General features: G+C 70.3%; 18 protein-coding genes and 1 pseudogene. 9 read left to right on the plus strand and 10 right to left on the minus strand.

Annotation, left to right across the window (positions count from 1 at the left end):
• The first annotated feature begins 61 nt into the window (after positions 1 to 61).
• On the plus strand, positions 62 to 1,510 hold the full coding sequence (gabD, locus tag CBM2586_RS24400) for an NADP-dependent succinate-semialdehyde dehydrogenase (RefSeq protein WP_115664173.1): 1,449 nt from the start codon (positions 62 to 64) through the stop codon (positions 1,508 to 1,510).
• A gap of 12 nt (positions 1,511 to 1,522) precedes the next feature.
• Here gabD and CBM2586_RS24405 read toward each other — a convergent pair whose 3' ends face one another.
• From CBM2586_RS24405 to CBM2586_RS24415, 3 genes are read right to left on the minus strand one after another with little or no spacing between them, the layout of a single operon-like run.
• Positions 1,523 to 2,356, minus strand: a complete 834-nt coding sequence (locus CBM2586_RS24405; protein WP_115690342.1) for a hypothetical protein — start codon at positions 2,354 to 2,356, stop codon at positions 1,523 to 1,525.
• Between the two features lie 27 nt (positions 2,357 to 2,383).
• Positions 2,384 to 2,698 (minus strand): flagellar transcriptional regulator FlhD, encoded by a 315-nt coding sequence (flhD, locus tag CBM2586_RS24410; protein ID WP_115664171.1) that lies wholly within the window; start codon positions 2,696 to 2,698, stop codon positions 2,384 to 2,386.
• Between the two features lie 40 nt (positions 2,699 to 2,738).
• On the minus strand, positions 2,739 to 3,542 hold the full coding sequence (locus CBM2586_RS24415; protein ID WP_115690344.1) for a Crp/Fnr family transcriptional regulator: 804 nt from the start codon (positions 3,540 to 3,542) through the stop codon (positions 2,739 to 2,741).
• A gap of 249 nt (positions 3,543 to 3,791) precedes the next feature.
• Here CBM2586_RS24415 and CBM2586_RS24420 point away from each other — a divergent pair, with 249 nt between their 5' ends.
• Both CBM2586_RS24420 and CBM2586_RS24425 read left to right on the plus strand, forming a co-directional pair.
• Positions 3,792 to 5,765, plus strand: coding sequence for a PAS domain-containing hybrid sensor histidine kinase/response regulator (locus CBM2586_RS24420; protein WP_115690346.1), 1,974 nt, complete (start codon positions 3,792 to 3,794; stop codon positions 5,763 to 5,765).
• Positions 5,766 to 5,878: 113 nt separating this feature from the next.
• On the plus strand, positions 5,879 to 6,859 hold the full coding sequence (locus CBM2586_RS24425) for a Bug family tripartite tricarboxylate transporter substrate binding protein (RefSeq protein WP_115690348.1): 981 nt from the start codon (positions 5,879 to 5,881) through the stop codon (positions 6,857 to 6,859).
• A gap of 59 nt (positions 6,860 to 6,918) precedes the next feature.
• On the opposite strand, the gene CBM2586_RS24430 is transcribed toward CBM2586_RS24425, so the two are convergent.
• Both CBM2586_RS24430 and CBM2586_RS24435 read right to left on the minus strand, forming a co-directional pair.
• Positions 6,919 to 7,749, minus strand: a complete 831-nt coding sequence (locus CBM2586_RS24430; protein ID WP_115690350.1) for an IclR family transcriptional regulator — start codon at positions 7,747 to 7,749, stop codon at positions 6,919 to 6,921.
• Complete coding sequence (locus CBM2586_RS24435; RefSeq protein WP_115664166.1) at positions 7,746 to 8,573, minus strand: IclR family transcriptional regulator; 828 nt, start codon at positions 8,571 to 8,573, stop codon at positions 7,746 to 7,748. Before CBM2586_RS24435 ends, CBM2586_RS24430 begins: the two co-directional genes overlap by 4 nt.
• Before the next feature lie 310 nt (positions 8,574 to 8,883).
• Here CBM2586_RS24435 and CBM2586_RS24440 point away from each other — a divergent pair.
• From CBM2586_RS24440 to CBM2586_RS24455, 4 genes and pseudogenes are all read left to right on the plus strand, one after another.
• A pseudogene (locus tag CBM2586_RS24440) lies at positions 8,884 to 9,836 on the plus strand (MBL fold metallo-hydrolase).
• A gap of 61 nt (positions 9,837 to 9,897) precedes the next feature.
• Positions 9,898 to 11,640: an FAD-dependent oxidoreductase gene (locus CBM2586_RS24445; protein WP_115690352.1), complete on the plus strand. Its 1,743-nt coding sequence runs from the start codon at positions 9,898 to 9,900 to the stop codon at positions 11,638 to 11,640.
• Positions 11,641 to 11,676: 36 nt separating this feature from the next.
• Positions 11,677 to 11,901 carry a DUF2783 domain-containing protein gene (locus tag CBM2586_RS24450; RefSeq protein ID WP_115690354.1) on the plus strand — a complete coding sequence of 75 codons (225 nt, stop codon included), beginning with the start codon at positions 11,677 to 11,679 and terminating at the stop codon, positions 11,899 to 11,901.
• Between the two features lie 152 nt (positions 11,902 to 12,053).
• On the plus strand, positions 12,054 to 13,412 hold the full coding sequence (locus CBM2586_RS24455) for an MFS transporter (RefSeq protein WP_115690356.1): 1,359 nt from the start codon (positions 12,054 to 12,056) through the stop codon (positions 13,410 to 13,412).
• A gap of 56 nt (positions 13,413 to 13,468) precedes the next feature.
• Here the strand turns inward: CBM2586_RS24455 and CBM2586_RS24460 are convergent, their stop codons facing one another.
• A complete protein-coding gene (locus tag CBM2586_RS24460) occupies positions 13,469 to 13,777 on the minus strand; it encodes a hypothetical protein (RefSeq protein ID WP_010814535.1) in 309 nt (102 codons plus the stop codon).
• A gap of 173 nt (positions 13,778 to 13,950) precedes the next feature.
• Between CBM2586_RS24460 and CBM2586_RS24465 the strand changes: the two genes are divergently transcribed.
• Both CBM2586_RS24465 and CBM2586_RS24470 read left to right on the plus strand, forming a co-directional pair.
• Entirely contained in the window at positions 13,951 to 14,172 is a 222-nt protein-coding gene (locus tag CBM2586_RS24465; protein ID WP_018007233.1) for a DUF2188 domain-containing protein, read from the plus strand.
• Between the two features lie 56 nt (positions 14,173 to 14,228).
• Complete coding sequence (locus CBM2586_RS24470; RefSeq protein WP_115664161.1) at positions 14,229 to 15,614, plus strand: erythromycin esterase family protein; 1,386 nt, start codon at positions 14,229 to 14,231, stop codon at positions 15,612 to 15,614.
• Between the two features lie 34 nt (positions 15,615 to 15,648).
• Here the strand turns inward: CBM2586_RS24470 and CBM2586_RS24475 are convergent, their stop codons facing one another.
• The 4 genes from CBM2586_RS24475 to CBM2586_RS24490 form a co-directional block, all read right to left on the minus strand.
• The gene (locus tag CBM2586_RS24475) at positions 15,649 to 15,966 is read right to left on the minus strand and encodes a hypothetical protein (RefSeq protein WP_115664160.1); all 318 of its coding nucleotides are present in this window, start codon (positions 15,964 to 15,966) and stop codon (positions 15,649 to 15,651) included.
• An 87-nt stretch (positions 15,967 to 16,053) separates the two neighbouring features.
• On the minus strand, positions 16,054 to 16,329 hold the full coding sequence (locus CBM2586_RS24480; protein ID WP_115690358.1) for a BON domain-containing protein: 276 nt from the start codon (positions 16,327 to 16,329) through the stop codon (positions 16,054 to 16,056).
• Positions 16,330 to 16,353: 24 nt separating this feature from the next.
• Positions 16,354 to 16,908: a BON domain-containing protein gene (locus CBM2586_RS24485; RefSeq protein WP_115664158.1), complete on the minus strand. Its 555-nt coding sequence runs from the start codon at positions 16,906 to 16,908 to the stop codon at positions 16,354 to 16,356.
• An 80-nt stretch (positions 16,909 to 16,988) separates the two neighbouring features.
• Positions 16,989 to 18,152, minus strand: a complete 1,164-nt coding sequence (locus tag CBM2586_RS24490) for a flavodoxin family protein (protein ID WP_172587117.1) — start codon at positions 18,150 to 18,152, stop codon at positions 16,989 to 16,991.
• Between the last annotated feature and the right edge of the window lie 163 nt (positions 18,153 to 18,315).

Genomic DNA, 18,315 nt, shown 5'->3' on the forward strand with positions numbered 1-18,315 from the left:
AATCGTTGTCTCCGGCTCAACCATAAGACCCGGCGCCACGCCGGCATACACCGAGACAACCATGCTGAACCTCCAGGATTCCTCGCTGCTGCGGCAGCAGTGCTTGATCGACGGCCGCTGGATCGATGGCGAACGCCGCATCGACGTGACCAATCCTGCCACCGGCGAGCGCGTCGGCCAGGTGCCGCAGCTGGGCGCCGAGGAAACCCGCCAGGCCATCGAGGCCGCCAACCGGGCGCTGCCGGCGTGGCGCGCCCGCACCGCCAAGGAGCGCTCGGCGCTGCTGCGCAAATGGTTCGAACTGATCATGGCGAACCAGGAAGACCTGGCCCGCATCATGACTGCGGAGCAGGGCAAGCCGATCGCCGAGGCGCGCGGCGAGATCGCCTACGCGGCCTCGTTCATCGAATGGTTCGCCGAGGAAGGCAAGCGGGTCTATGGCGATACCATTCCCGCCCCGGTCAGCAACCAGCGCATCGTCGTGACCAGGGAACCGGTCGGCGTCTGCGCCGCGATCACGCCGTGGAATTTCCCCGCCGCCATGATCACCCGCAAGGCCGGCCCGGCGCTGGCGGTCGGCTGCACCATGGTGCTCAAACCCGCCTCGCAGACGCCGCTGACGGCGCTGGCGCTGGTGGCGCTGGCCGAGCGTGCCGGCATTCCCGCCGGCGTGCTGTCGGTGGTGACCGGCGCGGCCAGCGCGATCGGCGGCGAGATGAGCAGCAATGCGCTGGTGCGCAAGCTGACCTTCACCGGCTCGACCGAAGTCGGCCGCACGCTGATGGCGCAGACCGCCGCCACCATCAAGAAGGTATCGATGGAACTGGGCGGCAACGCGCCCTTTATCGTGTTCGACGATGCCGACCTCGACGCCGCCGTGGAAGGCGCGATCGTCTCCAAGTACCGCAATGCCGGGCAGACCTGCGTCTGCGCCAACCGCATCTACGTGCAGTCCGGCGTCTACGAGGCGTTTGCGCAGAAGCTGGTGGCCGCGGTGGCGGCGCTAAAGGTGGGCAACGGCATGGACGACGGCGTGCGCATCGGCCCGCTGATCGACGACAAGGCCGTGGCCAAGGTCGAGGAGCATATCGCCGATGCGCTGGGCAAGGGCGCCCGCCTGCTGCAAGGCGGCCAGCGCCATGCGCTCGGACACTCCTTCTTCCAGCCGACGGTGCTGGCCGATGTCGCGCCCGGCATGCTGGTCGCGCGCGAGGAAACCTTCGGCCCGCTGGCACCGCTGTTTCGCTTCGACACCGAGGACGACGTGGTCGCCATGGCCAACGACACCGAGTTCGGGCTCGCCAGCTACTTCTACGCGCGCGACCTGGGCCGGGTCTGGCGCGTCTCGGAACGGCTGGAATACGGCATGGTGGGCGTCAACACCGGCCTGATCTCGAACGAGGTGGCGCCGTTCGGCGGCGTCAAGCAATCCGGCGTGGGCCGCGAGGGCTCGCATTACGGCATCGACGATTACCTGGTGATCAAGTACACCTGCATGGCCGGCATCTGACCCGGCGCACCCTCAGCCCGCCGCGCCAACGGCGTGCCGCGCGTCGGGCGGTGGCGGCGCCAGCCGGCAGCTGTCCCGAAAGCGCGCGATCTGGTCGTGCACCTGCTGCATCTGTTCGACCTGGTAGCTGGCCCGCTCCCGGCTGTAGCGGCTGCCAAACTCATACAACGCGCCGTCCGCGGCGCGGGCCAGTCCCTCCAGCGCCTGCGCCAGCATGCGCCCCTCCACGCTGCGGTGCCGCCGCAAGCGCCAGGACAGCGCCTCCTGGCCCTGGTCGAGCAGGTTCTGCTGCAGGTAGCCCAGCCGCTCGGCCAGGCCCTGCGCGTCCTGCAGCACCGACAGATAGGCGCATACGACCGCCAGCCGCTGCTGCAATTCGCCGCCGGATAGCAGCTCGCGCGCGCACGCGCCCCAGGCCTGCGCCTCGGGCGCATGGTCCGGCCCGCCGCCTTCGCGCACATAGACGTCCAGCGGCAGCACCGAGACCGCCAGACCGGGTGGCAGCACGCTGGTGAAGCGGCTGGCGATGGCCTGCTGCAGGGTGCGGTCCAGCGCGCAGCACGTCTTGATGTCGGCATCGACATGGAAATCCAGCGCCGGCTGGCGGCCGTGGCCCACCGAGACCACCGCCCGCACCGGCGGGTGCCCCGCCATGGCCAGCGTCTCCAGGCCGGCTTCGATGCAGCGCTGCTCGGCGGCCTCGGCGCCAAGGGCCTGGACGATGTCCTGCATCTGCAGCGTGCCGGCGATTTCAGTGCGGTGCACCGCGGGCAGCCACCCGCCGCGGCGGCCAGCGGCCATGGTGGTCCGCTTCAGATCGACATGCGTGATCGCATTGCCCGTCATATACCCTCCGATTCCTGAAGTCGTGTCTCAATCCCGCCGCGATGCCATCACGATCGCGGCATGCATGCCTTGCAAGGCGTGCGGCGGCTCAGCCTCGGTCAGCGCCGCAACCAGCAGGCTGTCATCCAGCCGGAAGCGGTACAGCATCACGCTGGAGCGCGCCAGCGCGACCAGCTGCGTCGGCGTCAGCGATGCCAGCAGGCGGCCCACTTCGCGCCCGAGGCCGAGCCGGAACAGGGCCTCGGCCTCGTGCTCGCGCATCAGCCGCTGTACCAGCAGCAGGTAGGACAGGTTCAGCGTTTCGATCTGGCGAAGGCTGTCGGCGTCCGCTTGCTGGTGCATGTTGGGCCCGCTTGCTGCGGCTGTGCTGGCTGGTTCCATGTCAGCCTTGCGCGGGTGCGCAGGCGCCGCCCGCCATGCGCAAGCGCGGCGCGGGCGCGTGGGCGAGGATCATCGGGCGCGCGGCAATGGCGTGCAGCGCGGGCTTGTCGAGCAGCGTGATGGTGCGGTGCCGGACCATGATCAATCCGCCTTCGGCCAGCCGCGAGAACTGCCGGCTGACCGTTTCCAGCGTCAGGCCGATATAGCTGCCGATTTCCTCGCGGCTCATGCGCAGCACGAAGGCCGACGATGAAAAGCCGCGCAGCGCGAAAGCGTCCGCCAGCCACAGCAGGAAGGTCACCAGGCGCTCTTCGGCCGTCATCAGCGCCAGCATGGTCTGCACCGCCCGCGCGCGCTGCAGCTGGCCGTCCAGCGCCAGCAGCAGTTGCCGGCCGAGCGGCGCCAGCGTGGCCGCGGCAAGGCGCAGCGCCTCCGCGTTGAACAGGCACAGCTTGGTGTCTTCGAGCGCGGTGGCATACGACGCGTAGTGCGGGCGCACCAGGCTGTCCAGCCCGACCATGTCGCCGGGAAAGTGGAAGGCCACCACCTGGGTGCGCCCGTCTTCGGTGGTGACATGGGTCTTGATGGTGCCGACGCGAATGGCATAGACCGATGTCACCGGGTCTCCCAGCAGGTACAGGAACTCGCCCTTGCGCAGGCGCACCGTGCGTTGCGCCGCTTCGACGCCCGGCGCGCCGCATGCCTGCCCGGCCGGTGCGCACTCGGGCCAGGCGCCGGCCATCTGGCAGCACGCGCTGCACGGCAGGGCTTCGCGCTGCGGCTGGCGATCATCGGACTGTGTCATCGGCGCGGTGGGCTGGGAGACCTGGAGAACCTCGTGCGTCCATTCTATGGAGCCGCCCGGGCCAGACAATCCGTACATTCTGATTCCCGCCGCGGAAGCGTCCGACGCTGCCGTGCGCCGGGCGGCCGGGACGTCCGTACTGCACTTGGCCGTGCCGGCTGGTGCCAGCGAAGCGCAAGCAGGCGTATCCTTATCGCACCATCAGGATCGGATGCGCCGGCAACGCCGGCACGTCGCCCCACCCATCCCATGACAAGACGCCCCGACGATCCGCAAGCCCTTGCCGGCAACGCCAGCCCCTCCGAGGCCGGCGGCCCGGACCATCCGCATGCCGCGGATACGCCCTACCGGACGCTGGTGGAAGCCGTGCAGGACTACGCCATCTTCACGCTCGACGTGGGCGGCCATGTCTCCAGCTGGAACAAGGGCGCCGCCCGCATCAAGGGGTACCGGCGCGAGGAAATCCTGGGCAAGCATTTCTCGCAGTTCTATACGCCCGACGCGGTGGCCCGGCACTGGCCCGATGCCGAGCTGAAGGCGGCCGCCGAACTGGGCCGCTTCGAGGACGAGGGCTGGCGCGTGCGCAAGGACGGCACCCGCTTCTGGGCCAACGTCGTCATCACCGCGCTGCGCGACTCCGAGGGCCGGCTGATCGGCTTCGGCAAGGTCACGCGCGACCTGACCGAGCAGCGCCGCGCCGCCGAGGCGTTGCGCCAGAGCGAGGAATCGCTGCGCCTGCTGGTGGAGGGCGTCAAGGACTACGCGCTCTTCATGCTCGATCCCGGCGGCCATATCGTCAGCTGGAATTCCGGCGCGTCCTATATCAAGGGCTACCGCCGCGACGAGATCATCGGCCGCCATTTTTCGCTGTTCTACCCGCAGGAGGACGTCGCCGCGGGCAAGCCGGCGCGGCACCTCGACCTGGCCCGGCGCGCCGGCCGCATCGAGGACGAGGGTTGGCGCGTGCGCAAGGACGGCTCGCTGTTCTGGGCCAATGTCACGCTGACCGCCGTCTACGACGATTCACGCGCGCTGCGCGGCTTTGCCAAGGTGACGCGCGACATGAGCGAACGCCGCCGCCGCGAGGAGCTGGAACGCTCCAGCCAGCGCCTGAACGAATTCCTGGCGACCCTTTCGCATGAACTGCGCAATCCGCTGGCGCCGGTGCGCAGCGCACTGACCGCGATGCGGCTCGCTCCCGGCGACCGCGCGCTCGCCAACCAGAGCCTGGCCCTGATCGAGCGCCAGGTGACGCATCTGAGCCGGCTCGTCGACGACCTGCTCGATATCGGGCGCATTACCTCCGGCCGGATCGAACTGCGCACCGGCCCGGTGGAACTCGACGAGATCATTGTGCTGGCGATCGAAGGGGCGCGCCCGGCGCTCGATGCCAAGTCCCAGCGCGTCGACGTGCAGGGCACGCCCGGCACGATCCGCATGGATGCCGACAAGACCCGGCTGGTGCAGGTGATGCAGAACCTGGTACTCAATGCGTCGAAGTTTTCGCCGCCCGGCACGGTGGTGACGATTGCCACGGCGGTGCAGAACCGTACCCTGGAAATCCGCGTGACCGACCAGGGCCGCGGCATCTCGCCGCATGCGCTCGAGGAGATCTTCCAGCTGTTCGTGCAGGAAAGCCGGCCGGGCACCGATGTGCAAGGCGGGCTGGGCATCGGCCTGTCGCTGTGCCGCTCGCTGGTGGAGTTGCACGGCGGCACCATCGCGGCCACCAGCGCCGGGCTTGGGCTGGGCAGCACCTTCACGGTACGCCTGCCGCTGCCTGCCGCGCACCAGTCCGACGACGCGCACCGGGCCGCGCTGCCCGCCACCGGCCACGCCCAGGCCGACCTGCAGGTGCAGCGCATCCTGCTGGTCGACGACAACCGCGACGCCGCCGACAGCCTGGCGATGCTGCTCGAGATGTGCGGCCACGAGGTGACGATCGCCTACGACGGCTCCGAAGCCCTGCACGTGGCGCCACGCTGCCGTCCGCATATCGCGCTGATCGACCTGGCCATGCCGGGCATGGACGGCTTCGAGGTGGTGCGCGCCATGCGTGGCGTGGCCGGCACCGAATCCACCCGTTACGTCGCGCTGACCGGCTTCGGCCAGCCGGCGGACCGGCAGCATACCGAGGCCGCGGGCTTCGATGCGCACCTGGTCAAGCCGGTAGAGCTGGAAACCCTGTTCGGCACCATCGCGCGGCTGCGCCAGCCCGACTGAGCGGCACGGCATCCGGCCAAACCCGACCTTCGCCAATCCCGAACCCGCGCGCGCCGCCGCTGCGACACACTGACGCCCGTTCCATCGCAACCGATCACGGAAAGGAGACAGCGATGCAGGGTTGGATCAGGCGTGCGGCCATCGGGCTGCTGTTTGCATGCGCGGCCACCGCCGCCGGCACCGCGCTGGCGGACTACCCCGACAAGCCGGTGCGGCTGGTGGTGCCGTTCCCGCCCGGCGGCGCCACCGACCTGCTGGCGCGGGAGATCGGCAACGCGCTGTCGGCGCGGCTGCACCAGCCGGTGGTCATCGACAACCGCCCCGGTGCCGGCGGCAACCTGGCGGCGATCGCCGTGGCGCGGGCCCCGGCCGACGGCTATACGCTGCTGTTCGGCACCTTCGGCTCGCTGGCGGTGAACAAGAGCCTCTATGACAAGCCCGGCTACGACCCGCTCAAGGACTTCGCGCCGGTGGCGTCGGTGGCCTACCTGCCCAACGTGCTGGTGGTGCATCCCAGCGTGCCCGCGCGCACCGTGCCGGAACTGCTGGCGCTGGCGCGCAAGGAGCCGGCCAAGCTGACCTACGGCTCGTTCGGCAACGGCTCGTCGTCGCACCTGGCGGGCGAGCTGTTCACGCACCTGGCCGGTGTCGATATCACGCACATTCCGTACAAGGGCAGCGCCGCCTCGATGACCGACCTGATCGGCGGGCGCATCACCATGATGTTCGACAGCGTCTCCACGGCGCTGCCGTATATCCGCGACAAGCGCGTGCGCGCGCTGGCGGTGACCACGCAGAAGCCCTCCGAGCAGCTGCCCGGCGTGCCGACGCTGGCCGCTGCCGGCGTGCCCGGCTACGAGCTGACCGCCTGGTTTGGCGTGGTGGCCCCGGCGGGCACGCCCAGGGCCGTGATCGACCGTCTCAACGGCGAGATCGTGGCGGCGCTGAAGCAGCCGGACCTGGCCGCCAGGCTGGCCAGCCAGGGCACGGTGCCCTTCCCCGCCACGCCGGCGCAGTTCGGCAGCTATATCCGCGCGCAATACGAGAAGTGGGACGGCCTGATCAAGTCCGCCAACATCAAGCTGGACAACTGACGCCTGCCATCGGGACGGTTCGGGCCGTCCCAGGCCGTCCCAGGCCGTCTCAGGCCGTCTCAGGCCACTTCCGGCGCGCCGAAGCGCCACGACAGCCGTGCCGCCGCCTGCCGCACCAGCGCGGCGGTGGCGCCTTCGGTGCTGCTGTCGAAGCTGCCGCTGGAACCCATCACCGCGATCACCAGCGCCAGGCTGCCGGTGTGGTCGAACACCGGCGCCGCCAGCGTGTCGATGCCCGGCACCGGGTGGCTCAGCGCATTGTCGAGGCGCGCCGCGCGCACCTGCGCCAGCCGCCCGGCGTAGGCCGGCGCCAGCTTGCCGCCGGGGCCGAGCACCTGGTCGGCGGCCGCGCCCGCCATGCGCAGGGCATCGTTCTGCAGCAGGCCCGCCAGCACGTTGGCCGGCAGGTGCGCCGCCACGGTGCGGCCGATGGCGGTATGGACCAGCGACAGCACCGTGCCCACGCGCAGGCTGACATGCTGCGGCCGCGCCGATTCTTCCAGCCGCACCACGGTGGGCCCCAGCGGCCCCAGCACCGCCATGGCCACGCTCAGCCCGGTGGTCCCCGCCAGCTCGATCACCTCCGGTTCGGCCTCGCGCGTCGGCGACAGCCGTTGCAGCGCGATCAGCCCCAGCTCCAGCGCCAGCGGTCCGCACCGGTAGTTGCCGGCGGCATCGCGCGCCAGCAGCCCGGTCTTCTGCAGGCTGACCAGGTGCGGAAATGCCTTGGCCGCCGGCATGCCCGCGGCCAGGGCCAGGTCGCGCAGCGGCAGCGGCCGCCCGGCGGCCACCAGCGCGCCCAGCAGCTGGCCGGTGCTGTCGAGCGACTGGATGCCGCGCTGCGGCTTGCCGCCGTCGAGGTCCTGCGGGGTATCGTTCGCGCCGCTCATGCCGGGTCACCGTCGGCTTCGCGCAGGGCCGCGCCGATCTCCGCGCCGGCGGCGAGCAGTGCCCGCGCCGCCGCGCCATGCCAGTCGACCTCGAAGGCACCGGTCGATCCCACCAGCGTCAGCACCAGCCGCAGCGCGCCGGCGCCGTCGAGCACCGGCACGCTGAGGCTGCTGACGGCCGGACTGGGGACGTCGATGCTGCGCTCGATGCCGCGCGCACGGATTTCCGCCAGCCTGGCACGGAACGCGGCCAGCTCGGCTTCACCGGCATCCGGTTGCTGGGCCTGCCACAACGACTGCCACTGCGCCGGCGGCTGGAACGCACAGAACACGCGGCCGGTGGCGGTGGCCGCCAGCGCCATCACCGTGCCCACGTGCAGGTTGACGTGCAGCGGCGCGGTGGCCGGCACATAGCGCACGATGGTCGGACCTTGCGGCCCGGCCAGGCAGATCGCCACGCTGCAGCCCAGCGCCTGCGCCAGCGCGTCCGCGCGCGGCAGCGCGGCGCGCCAGGCGGCGTCCTGCTCGAGGTGCAGCAGCCCCAGGCGCAGCGACAGCGGTCCGGGCTCGTAGCGGCCGGACAGGTGGTCGCGCTTGATCAGGCCCAGCCGCGCCAGGCTGACCAGATAGGCATGCGCCTGCGCCGGCGCCAGCTGCGCGGCGTCGGCCAGCGCCGCCAGCGGCATCGGCACGCGCGCCGCGGCCAGCGCCGCGAGCAGACGCGCGCCCACCTCCACGCTCTGGATGCCGCGCTGCGTCTTGTCGGCGCGCGCCGCCGGCGCACCGGCCGGCGCTACCGGTGCCCCTGCCCTGGGTCTGGCCATTCGCGTCCTGTGTGATCGGAAAAACCGGATATTAATCGAACGCCTCCCGGATCCCGCGTCATACGGGTTTACGCTGACCCCGATCCGGTCGGCGCGTGTCGCCCCAATTATTTGTCATAGGCTAATCATTTCGCTATTGATTAATTTGCCGACCTTTCCTAAGATGGCATTACCCCGTCGCGACACGGTCGACCCGGCCGTGCGACATCCGGAAATCCATACGAACGGGGGCGAGACAGCCAGTGCCACGCCGCATGCGCTTGCGGCAATTCCCGCGCCGTCCTGTCCCCTCCACAAAGGAAAAGACGCCATGTCCAAGGCATTCGCATCGCAGGCCGACCTGGAAGCCAAGCAGATCACCTTCACCCAGCTGTCCGAGAACGCCTGGGCCTATACCGCCGAGGGCGATCCCAACTCCGGCGTGGTGATCGGCGATGACGGCGTGCTGATCGTCGACACCACCGCCACCCCGGCGATGGCGCAGGACCTGATCGCGCGCATCCGCACCATCACCGACAAGCCGATCAAGTATGTGGTGCTGTCGCACTACCACGCCGTGCGCGTGCTGGGCGCGTCGGCCTACTTCGCCGAGGGCGCGCAGCAGGTCATCGCCAGCCGCGGCACCTACGAGATGATCGTCGAGCGCGGCGAGGCCGACATGAAGTCCGAGATCGAACGCTTCCCGCGCCTGTTCGCCGGCGTCGAGACCGTGCCCGGCCTGACCTGGCCGACGCTGGTGTTCGAGCAGGAGATCACCCTGTTCCTGGGCCGGCTGGAAGTGCGCATTGCCCACCTGGGCTCGGGCCATACCAAGGGCGACACCGTGGTCTGGCTGCCGCAGCAGAAGGTGCTGTTCTCGGGCGACCTGGTCGAGTACGACGCCGCCTGCTACTGCGGCGACGCGCAGCTGGCCGAATGGCCGGCCACGCTCGATGCGCTGCAGGCCCCGAGAAGCTGGTGCCGGGCCGGGGCCCCGCGCTGACCACGCCGGAAGAAGTGAAGCAGGGCATCGCCTACACCAAGGACTTCGTCACCACGCTGTTCACCGCCGGCCAGGAAGCGGTGGCCGAAAAGCTCGACCTGAAGGCCGCGATGGCGCACACGCGCCGCGCCATGGACCCGAAGTTCGGCCACGTCTTCATCTACGAGCATTGCCTGCCCTTCGACGTCTCGCGCGCCTATGACGAGGCCAGCGGCATGCGCCATCCGCGCATCTGGACCGCCCAGCGCGACCAGGAGATGTGGGCCGCGCTGCAAGACTGACGACGGCGCCCCCGGGCAAGCCATCGCACAACCGAGTTTTTCAGGTGGAGGAGACACAAGCATGAGCAGCATCGACTACCAGCGGCTGTCGTTCGCATACCAGCCCTGCGCGGAACAGCAGCGCGCCGGGCAATCCGCTGATGCCGCGCCCGCGGCGGTGCATCCGGTGGTCGTGGTCGGGGCCGGCCCGGTGGGGCTGGCCACCGCCATCGACCTGGCTCAGCGCGGCGTGCGCGTGGTGCTGGTGGACGACGACTGCACGCTGTCCACCGGTTCGCGCGCGATCTGCTTTTCCAAGCGCACGCTCGATATCTTCGACCGCCTCGGCTGCGGCGAGCGCATGGTCAAAAAGGGCGTGCGCTGGCATGTCGGCAGGGTGTTCCTGCGCGACGAGCAGGTCTACAGCTTCGACCTGCTGCCCGAGAGCGGCCACCGCCGTCCGGCCTTCATCAACCTGCAGCAGTACTACCTTGAAGGCTACCTGCTGGAACGCGCGCAGGCGCTGCCCAATATCGAGATCCGCTGGCACAACAAGGTGGTCGGCGTCGAGAGCCGCGGCGGCGCCGACGCCGGCGTGGTGCTGAGCGTCGAGACCCCCGACGGCTGCTACCCGCTGGCCGCGCGCTATGTGGTCGCCGCCGACGGCTCGCGCAGCCCGATGCGCAAGCTGCTGGGCCTGGACAGCAAGGGCCGCACCTTCCGCGACCGCTTCCTGATTGCCGACGTCAGGATGGAGGCCGATTTCCCGGCCGAGCGCTGGTTCTGGTTCGACCCGCCCTTCCATCCGCACCAGTCGGTGTTGCTGCACCGGCAGCCGGACAATGTCTGGCGCATCGACTTCCAGCTGGGCTGGGACGCCGACCCGGTGCTGGAGAAATCCCCCGAGCGCGTGATCCCGCGGGTGCAGGCACTGCTGGGCAAGGACGCGAAGTTCGAGCTGGAGTGGGTCAGCGTCTACACCTTCTCCTGCCAGCGCATGGACAGCTTCCGCCACGGCAATGTCCTGTTTGCCGGCGATGCCGCGCACGGCGTCTCGCCGTTCGGCGCGCGCGGGGCCAACAGCGGTGTCCAGGATGCCGAGAACCTGGCGTGGAAGCTGGCCTACGTGCTGCAGGGCCATGCCTGCGACCGGCTGCTGGACACCTACGCCAGCGAGCGCGAGTTCGCCGCCGACGAGAACATCCGCAACTCCACCCGCTCGACCGACTTCATCACGCCCAAGAGCGCCGCCAGCCGCGTGTTCCGCGACGCGGTGCTGGCGCTGGCCAGGCGCCACGCGTTTGCGCGCGCCCTGGTTAACAGCGGCCGGCTGTCGGTGCCGGCGGTGCTGCAGGGCTCGCCACTGAACACCGACGACGCCGCCCCGGATGCTGCCGGCAACCTGGTGCCCGGCGCAGTGTGCTGCGACGCGCCGGTGTCCGCTGTCAGCGGCGCGGGCTGGCTGCTGTCGTACCTCGGCGGCGATTTCACCTTGCTGGTGTTCGGCAATCCGGAGGCCATCGATGCCGGCACGCTGGCCGACCTGGCCGCACTGAAGCAGGCGGGCGCGCCGCTGCAGCTGGTCTATGTCACCGACGCCGCGCAGCCGCCCATGACTTGCAGCCACGCCACCGTGCTGCGCGACGACGAAGGCCTGGCGACGGCGCGCTACGGCGCCACGCCCGGCACCTGCTACCTGGTCCGTCCCGACCAGCATGTGTGCGCACGCTGGCACCGTCCCGACCCGGCCGCGATCCGCGCCGCACTGGCGCGCGCCACCGGCGCCGACCTGCGCGCGCCGCAGCCGGGCCGCATGGCCGCCTGACCAGCCCGACGCCAGCCCTGCCCCACGGAGATTGCCATGCCCAATATGCTCAACACCCGGCCCAACCTGGCGCGGCCGGACGACTTCTACGAAGCGCTGATCGAGATGCACCGCGACCTCGACGAGAGCCAGAGCCAGGCCGCCAACGCGCAGCTGATCCTGCTGCTGGCCAACCACATCGGCTGCCACGAGGTGCTGCTGGCGGCAATGGCCGAAGCCCGCGCCGGCGTGGTCGCCGGCGCCGACACGATGCCGGCCTGAGCGGATAACCCCGCGCAGGCGCCGCCGGCCGGCGCCCGCGCCACGCGCTGTCCTTCAACCCATCCCGGGCCAACGCGCACCAGACGCGGCCCGCTGGCGGCAACCGCCCGGCTGCCTGCCGCCGCAGCCACCATCGCACGGAGACAACATCGATGAGCCATCCGGTCTCAGGGGAGCTTTCGTCCCTATCCAGCCTGGCGCCTCCCGCCCCAGCCCCCACCGCACTCGCCGCGCGCGACGAGGACGCGCTCTACCGCAAGGTCTGGCTGCGCGTCATACCCTTCCTCTTCGTCTGCTACGTGGTGTCGTTCCTTGACCGCATCAACATCGGCTTCGCCCAGCTGCAGATGAAGCAGGACCTGGGCTTCAGCGACGCCATGTACGGCCTCGGCGCCGCGGTGTTCTACGTCGGCTACGTGCTGTGCGAGGTGCCGAGCAACATGCTGCTGGCACGCTTCGGCGCGCGCCGCACCTTCACCCGCATCATGGTGCTGTGGGGCACCGTGTCGGTGGCGATGATGGCGGTGTCGACGCCCGCGCAGTTCTACGCGCTGCGCTTCCTGCTGGGTGTGTTCGAGGCCGGCTTCTTCCCAGGCATCGTGCTGTACCTGACTTACTGGTTCCCGGCGCGCCGGCGTGCCGCGGTGATGGCGATCTTCTTTGCGGGCGTGGCGGTGGCGGGCGTGCTGGGCGGGCTGGTGTCCGGCTGGATCATGCGCGACATGGCCGGCGTGCTGGGCCTGCAGGGCTGGAAGTGGATGTTCGCGCTCGAAGGCGCGCCGGCGGTGCTGCTGGGCCTGGCAGCCGCGCGCGTGCTGGTCGACGGGCCGCAGCAGGCAAGCTGGCTGAGCCAGCGCGAACGCGCCCACCTGCTGCGCGACACCGCCGCGCACGCCCCCGGCGCCGGCCATTCGCTGCACGCGCTGCACCAGGTGCTGCGCAACCCGCGCGTGTACCTGTTCGCCTTTATCTATTTTTCGCTGACCTGCGGCTCGCTGGCGCTCAGCTTCTGGATGCCGCTGATGATCCGCGATTTCGGCGTGGCCGACGTCATGTCGGTGAGCCTGTACTCGGTGGTGCCGAACGCGGTGGGCGCGGTCGGCCTGATCGTGATTGCGCGGCATTCGGACCGCAGCGGCGAGCGCCATCGCCATTTCCTGCTGTGCACCACGGGCGGCGCGCTGGCGCTGGCGGCACTGACGTTGCCGCTGCCGGGACTGGCCGCGATGCTGGCCATCCTGTCGGTGGCGGCGGTGCTGATCTTCGCCGCGCTGCCGGTGTTCTGGGCGCTGGCGCCGGGTTACCTGCCGGGCGCCGGCGCCGCAGCCGGGATCGCCTTCATCAGCAGCATCGGCATCACCAGCGGAATCGTCAGCCCGTGGGTGATCGGCCAGATCAAGACGCGCACCGGCAGCCTCGACCATGCTCTTTACCTGCTGGCGGCGCTGCTGCTGGCAAGCGGCCTGGCAATGTGGCTGGGCGTGCCGAAACAGCCCGCGCGGCCGGCGTGAGCCAGGCCTCGGGAAATTTCAATCCGGGATGGTCCGCACCCGCGCGGGTGCGGCGTTCAGTGGGATCGGCCGCAGGGAATCACGGAGGCGATTTCCTCCCGCATCACCTCGACCACATCGTCGATTTCCAGCCCCTCGGCGGTGACCAGCACGTCCTGTCCGCGGCCGATCGCGTAGACCACGCCGCGCCAGCGTCCGGGCTCCACGGCCTCGCACAGGCGGATATTGAATTCGGTGTCCTGGTCCTGGCTATACACCGTCACCAGGTCGCCCACCTGGGGAGTGCGCACCGCTTCTCCGTCGAACGCCCGGGCCACCACGGTCACCGGCGACTGCGTCAGCCCCCTGGCAAATCTTGCACGCATGGTCCGCTCCTCTGTTTGCGATCCAAGTCCAGCTTACAAGAGGCCGGACAAATAATCAGGGATTTCCGTCGGAAAGTGGAACCGGCAGCGCTTCGCGCCTGTCAGACGCCGCCGGATAGACAGCGCGCGCAGATCGACCACAATAAAAGAACCGATATCCGAGGAGAGCCGACATGGGCAGCAACATACACGTCGTACCGCACGACGAAGGCTGGGACGTCATCCACGAAGGCGCACGCTACGCCGAATCGCACCACGCCACGCAGGAAGAGGCGGTCGCCGCCGGCACCTCGCAGGCCCAGCGCGAGCACGTCGAATTGCTGATCCATGGCCGCGACGGCCAGATTCGCTCGCGCAACAGCTTCGGCCACGATCCCCGCACCATTCACGGCTGACCCGCGCGTCCTGCCGCAACGCTGAGGACGCCGGCGCGCCGCCGGCTGCCCGCGCCATGCCACAACACCGGGCCGACCCGCACGCCGTGGCCGCCATCGCGGCCGCGACCGTGCCGTGGCCGGCGCTCGACCACGCGGCCGCGAGCCCCTTCACCGGCCCCTTTGCCAACAGTGCCGCGGCGCTGGCCGATCGGCTCGGCAGGCACCGCGTGGTGCTGCTGGGCGAGAGCACGCACGGCACCGCCGAGTTCTATCACGCACGCGCCGCACTGACCGCGCAACTGGTGGCGCGCCATGGCTTCCGCATCATCGCGGTGGAGGCGGACTGGCCGGACGCCGCGGCGGTCGACCGCCACGTGCGCGGCCGCCCGCCGCGGCCGGCCGAATCCCCTGGCGCCGCCTTTACGCGCTTCCCGGTCTGGATGTGGCGCAACCTCGAGGTCGCGCGCCTGATCCGCTGGCTGCACGCGCACAATGCCGCGCTGGCGCCGGCCCGGCGCGCCGGCTTCTTCGGTCTCGACATCTACAGCCTGGGCGCTTCGATGGCGGCGGTGCTGGCTTACCTGGAAGGCGTCGATCCGCGCGCGGCACAGGCCGCGCGCGAACGCTATGGCTGCCTGGAACCGTGGCGGCGCGATCCGGCGCGCTACGGCCGCGCCGTGCTGCACGGCACCCATGCCGACTGCGAGGACGCGGTGGTCGAACAGCTGCAGGCCTTGCTCGACAAGCGCCTGGCTTATGCCCGCGACGGGCACGACGACTTCCTCGACGCCGCGCAGAATGCGCGCCTGGTGGCTTCGGCCGAACGCTACTACCGCGTCATGTACCACGGCAGCGACGACAGCTGGAACCTGCGTGACACGCATATGTTCGAGACCCTGTCGCAATTGCTGCACGCCCATGGCCCGGAAGCGCGCGCGGTGGTGTGGGCGCACAACTCGCATATCGGCGATGCCGCGCACACCGAGATGGGCTCCAGCCAGGGCCAGCTGAATATCGGCCAGCTATGCCGCGAGACCTTCGGCGAGGCGGCCGCGCTGGTCGGCTTCAGTACCTACGACGGCACCGTCGCGGCGGCAAGCTCGTGGGACGGGCCGATGGAGATCAAGCAGGTCCGGCCCGCGCGGGCGGACAGCTACGAGCACCTGTTCCATGCCGCCGGCCATGCGCAGGGCTGGACGGATTTGCGCGGTGATCGGGTTGACGACGGCCATGGCGGCGCCGTGCACGCCGACTTGCGCGAACTGCTGATGCCGGCACGGCAGGAGCGCTTTATCGGCGTGATCTATCGCCCGGAGACCGAATTGCAGAGCCATTACGCGCGCGCCGTCCTGCCGCGCCAGTTCGACGTGCTGGCGTGGTTCGACCGCAGCAGCGCGGTCCCGGCGCTGCCCGCGGCACCGGCACCGGGCGCGCCTGAGACCTGGCCTTCGGGTCTCTGACACGCTGGCGCGGGCCGGCCGCTCCTTGCCTCGGTTATTTGCGGCTCTTCGGCGCCTTCGGCTCCGAGGCCGGATAATCATACCGTTGCGGCGATTGCGGCCCCTCGTTGACGGCGGGGCTGGCCGGCGTGGCGGGCGTTGCCGGCGTGGCGCGGGCGCCGGGGGCGCCCGGCGTCGCGGGTGTGGCCGGCGTGGCGGGAGTGGCGCGGCGCGTGTCGCCCTGGCCCGGCATGACATCCGAGGCCGACGTGCCCGGCGCGCGCGTGTCGGCGCCGGGGCGCGTGGTGGTGGTCTGGGCCCACGCAGGCACGCTGAGCACCACGGCCAGCGCAAAGATCGCGGTGTGTCTCATGACAGTCTCCTTCCTCGTGAACGGCCAGCGGCGTTCGGCAATGGCCGGAACCGGCTCCGTTGCGAAAGCCATGCCAGCGCGCGCAGCTCAGCCGCCGGTACGGTCGGGCGCGACCTCGATGCGATTGACGACCTCGCGTCCGCCGGCATGCGTGCGCACGCAGGCCTCGACCGCGGCGCGGTCGGCGGCGCTGCCGATCGCGCCGCGCAGCGTGATGCTGCCCTGCCCTACGTCCAGCGCAATCTCGCTGACGTCGAGGCCGCTCTGCCACAGGCGCTCGCACAGCGAGGACTGCAGCGCCGTGTCCGCCGCGCCCGCGGCGTTGCCGCGCGGGTTGGTGTCCGTGTCCGGGGAAGCGGGCATGGGCAGGGTCTCCGCGCCGCGGCCTCAATACATGCGCATGCCGCGGCCAGGATGGCCCTCGGTCCCGGCCGGCCTTGCCACGCGCAAGTGGTTGACCAGGTCACGGACGCCGAAGACCTCGTCGGCGATATCCTCGATGCGGTACTTCTGGTGCCGGTCCGGCACGCTGCCCTCCAGCGTCACCACGCCCTGCTCGACCCGCACCTCCACCTCGTTCAGGTCCAGCCGGCCACTGCGCGACAGTTGCTCGCACAGGTCTTCCAGGATGCGTTCATCGCTGCGCCGGTAGTTGCGCGGCCCGACCGGCCGCCGTGGCTGCGTCCCGCCGCGGTAGAGGTCCATGCGCTCGTTGTAGCCGGTGAACTGGCGGTACGGATCGGCCATCCCGCGGGCCTGCGCGGCCGGGGCATGGTGCGGCCGCCACTCCCCGCTCCCGCGTCCGCCGCCAAATTCGCCGGGGTCGACGGGCTGGTCATAGTCGTACACGCCATAGGCACCCACGTAGTGGCTGCGCATATCGGCCTCGGGCACGGCACTCTCGTGCCATGGCGGGCCGCGCCAGTTGTCTCTGCGATCCATCGTTGCCTCCGTTCTTGCCTCTGTCCCTGCCTCGGTTCGCCCCGCCGCAAGCGCCGGCGGGCCTGCTGTGACGGTTTGCGCTACTTCAGCCGCGGCGGCACCAGGCCGTGGTCCGCGCTGCGCAGTTCGCCACGGCGCAGCTGCTCGACCGCGCAAGCGAGCGCGCGCGCCACGTTGTCGACTTCGCCCTGCACGCCGGTATCGTGGTCCAGCGCGACGTGGCTGGTGGCATACGGCTCGTAGTAGCCGATATACCGGTCGAGCCGTGCCTGCGCGCCGGCATCGATCAGTCCCATCCAGTCCAGCCAGTCCGACAGCGCGCGGCGCACGCCTTCGATGCCGGCGACGTCGCCATGCACCACCAGTCCGTAGGCGCGTCCCGCCAGGTGCTTGGGATAGTCCCAGCCCGACAGCTCGATCGCCTTGGCCCGCGTCACGTCCTTGCCGTGCGTGGTGGTCGGATCCGGGTTGCCGCCATCGGCGCAGACCAGCCGGTCCATCATCAGCTTGAGCGGACTGCTGGCCTGGTACCAGTACACCGGCGTGACGATCAGCACGCCGTGGCAGGCGGCCCAGCGCGGGTAGACCTGGTTCATCCAGTCGTTGACCTGCCCCAGCGCATGGTTGGGATAGCAGCTGCAAGGCCAGTGGCACAGCGGCATCGCGGTCGATACGCAGCCCTTGCACGGATGGATATGCAGTTGCGCGTCGGAGGTCAGGTGGCTCAGGTCAAGCAGGTCGACCTCGATGCCCTGTGCTTCCAGCCGTTCGCGCGCACGCCCGGCCAGGCGCCAGGATTTCGACATCTCGCCCGGGCAGGTGTAGTCGTTGCGCGCGGCCGCGCACACCAGCAGCACGCGCGAGCGCGTGGCCGGATCGGCCTGGCGCTGCTGGGCCACGCGCACCGCCTCGCTGGCGGCGCGCCATTCGTCGGAGAGGTCGTAGTCCGGGTCGGCATAGCCCGCGCCCGCCTTGTGCGTGAGCGGCGCCTTGCGGCCTTGCGCATAGGCGTCCCACGCAATGCGCTCGAGGCGCTCCAGCGCTTCGTCCTCCTGGCGGTAGGCCGGGTCGGTAAAGCGCGCCAGGAAGCGCTGGCGAAAGACCTCGCGCGGCAGCGGAGTGGTGACCTGGCCCTTGCGCACATCGTCTGGATCGCCGGCATGGCGCGGCGCGCGCGGCGCATCGTGCGCAGGGCGATGGGGGGCCGCGGGTGGCATGGGCGGCTTCGGCGGCTGCTCGGGCATGTCGGTCTCCGTACAGGTCGTTGCGCACCGGACATGCAAGATGAGCGCCACCGCCGCAAACAGGTGCGGCGCGTGCGGCGCGCAGCTTTTACAGGCGCGCTCCGGCGCTGCATGTACATTTTTCCCCGCATTTGGTCCGACCGCTGCCGTTACCGGACGCACG

Origin of the sequence: Cupriavidus taiwanensis (genome assembly GCF_900250115.1) — a bacterium.
GTDB classification, from domain to species: Bacteria; Pseudomonadota; Gammaproteobacteria; order Burkholderiales; family Burkholderiaceae; genus Cupriavidus; species Cupriavidus taiwanensis_B.

Bases quoted from the DNA above. Each gene is read 5' to 3' on its own strand.
- gabD (WP_115664173.1), top strand. From the start codon at position 62: ATGCTGAACCTCCAGGATTCCTCGCTGCTGCGGCAGCAGTGCTTGATC.
- CBM2586_RS24405 (WP_115690342.1), bottom strand. From the start codon at position 2,356: ATGACGGGCAATGCGATCACGCATGTCGATCTGAAGCGGACCACCATG.
- flhD (WP_115664171.1), bottom strand. From the start codon at position 2,698: ATGCACCAGCAAGCGGACGCCGACAGCCTTCGCCAGATCGAAACGCTG.
- CBM2586_RS24415 (WP_115690344.1), bottom strand. From the start codon at position 3,542: ATGACACAGTCCGATGATCGCCAGCCGCAGCGCGAAGCCCTGCCGTGC.
- CBM2586_RS24420 (WP_115690346.1), top strand. From the start codon at position 3,792: ATGACAAGACGCCCCGACGATCCGCAAGCCCTTGCCGGCAACGCCAGC.
- CBM2586_RS24425 (WP_115690348.1), top strand. From the start codon at position 5,879: ATGCAGGGTTGGATCAGGCGTGCGGCCATCGGGCTGCTGTTTGCATGC.
- CBM2586_RS24430 (WP_115690350.1), bottom strand. From the start codon at position 7,749: ATGAGCGGCGCGAACGATACCCCGCAGGACCTCGACGGCGGCAAGCCG.
- CBM2586_RS24435 (WP_115664166.1), bottom strand. From the start codon at position 8,573: ATGGCCAGACCCAGGGCAGGGGCACCGGTAGCGCCGGCCGGTGCGCCG.
- CBM2586_RS24445 (WP_115690352.1), top strand. From the start codon at position 9,898: ATGAGCAGCATCGACTACCAGCGGCTGTCGTTCGCATACCAGCCCTGC.
- CBM2586_RS24450 (WP_115690354.1), top strand. From the start codon at position 11,677: ATGCCCAATATGCTCAACACCCGGCCCAACCTGGCGCGGCCGGACGAC.
- CBM2586_RS24455 (WP_115690356.1), top strand. From the start codon at position 12,054: ATGAGCCATCCGGTCTCAGGGGAGCTTTCGTCCCTATCCAGCCTGGCG.
- CBM2586_RS24460 (WP_010814535.1), bottom strand. From the start codon at position 13,777: ATGCGTGCAAGATTTGCCAGGGGGCTGACGCAGTCGCCGGTGACCGTG.
- CBM2586_RS24465 (WP_018007233.1), top strand. From the start codon at position 13,951: ATGGGCAGCAACATACACGTCGTACCGCACGACGAAGGCTGGGACGTC.
- CBM2586_RS24470 (WP_115664161.1), top strand. From the start codon at position 14,229: ATGCCACAACACCGGGCCGACCCGCACGCCGTGGCCGCCATCGCGGCC.
- CBM2586_RS24475 (WP_115664160.1), bottom strand. From the start codon at position 15,966: ATGAGACACACCGCGATCTTTGCGCTGGCCGTGGTGCTCAGCGTGCCT.
- CBM2586_RS24480 (WP_115690358.1), bottom strand. From the start codon at position 16,329: ATGCCCGCTTCCCCGGACACGGACACCAACCCGCGCGGCAACGCCGCG.
- CBM2586_RS24485 (WP_115664158.1), bottom strand. From the start codon at position 16,908: ATGGATCGCAGAGACAACTGGCGCGGCCCGCCATGGCACGAGAGTGCC.
- CBM2586_RS24490 (WP_172587117.1), bottom strand. From the start codon at position 18,152: ATGCCCGAGCAGCCGCCGAAGCCGCCCATGCCACCCGCGGCCCCCCAT.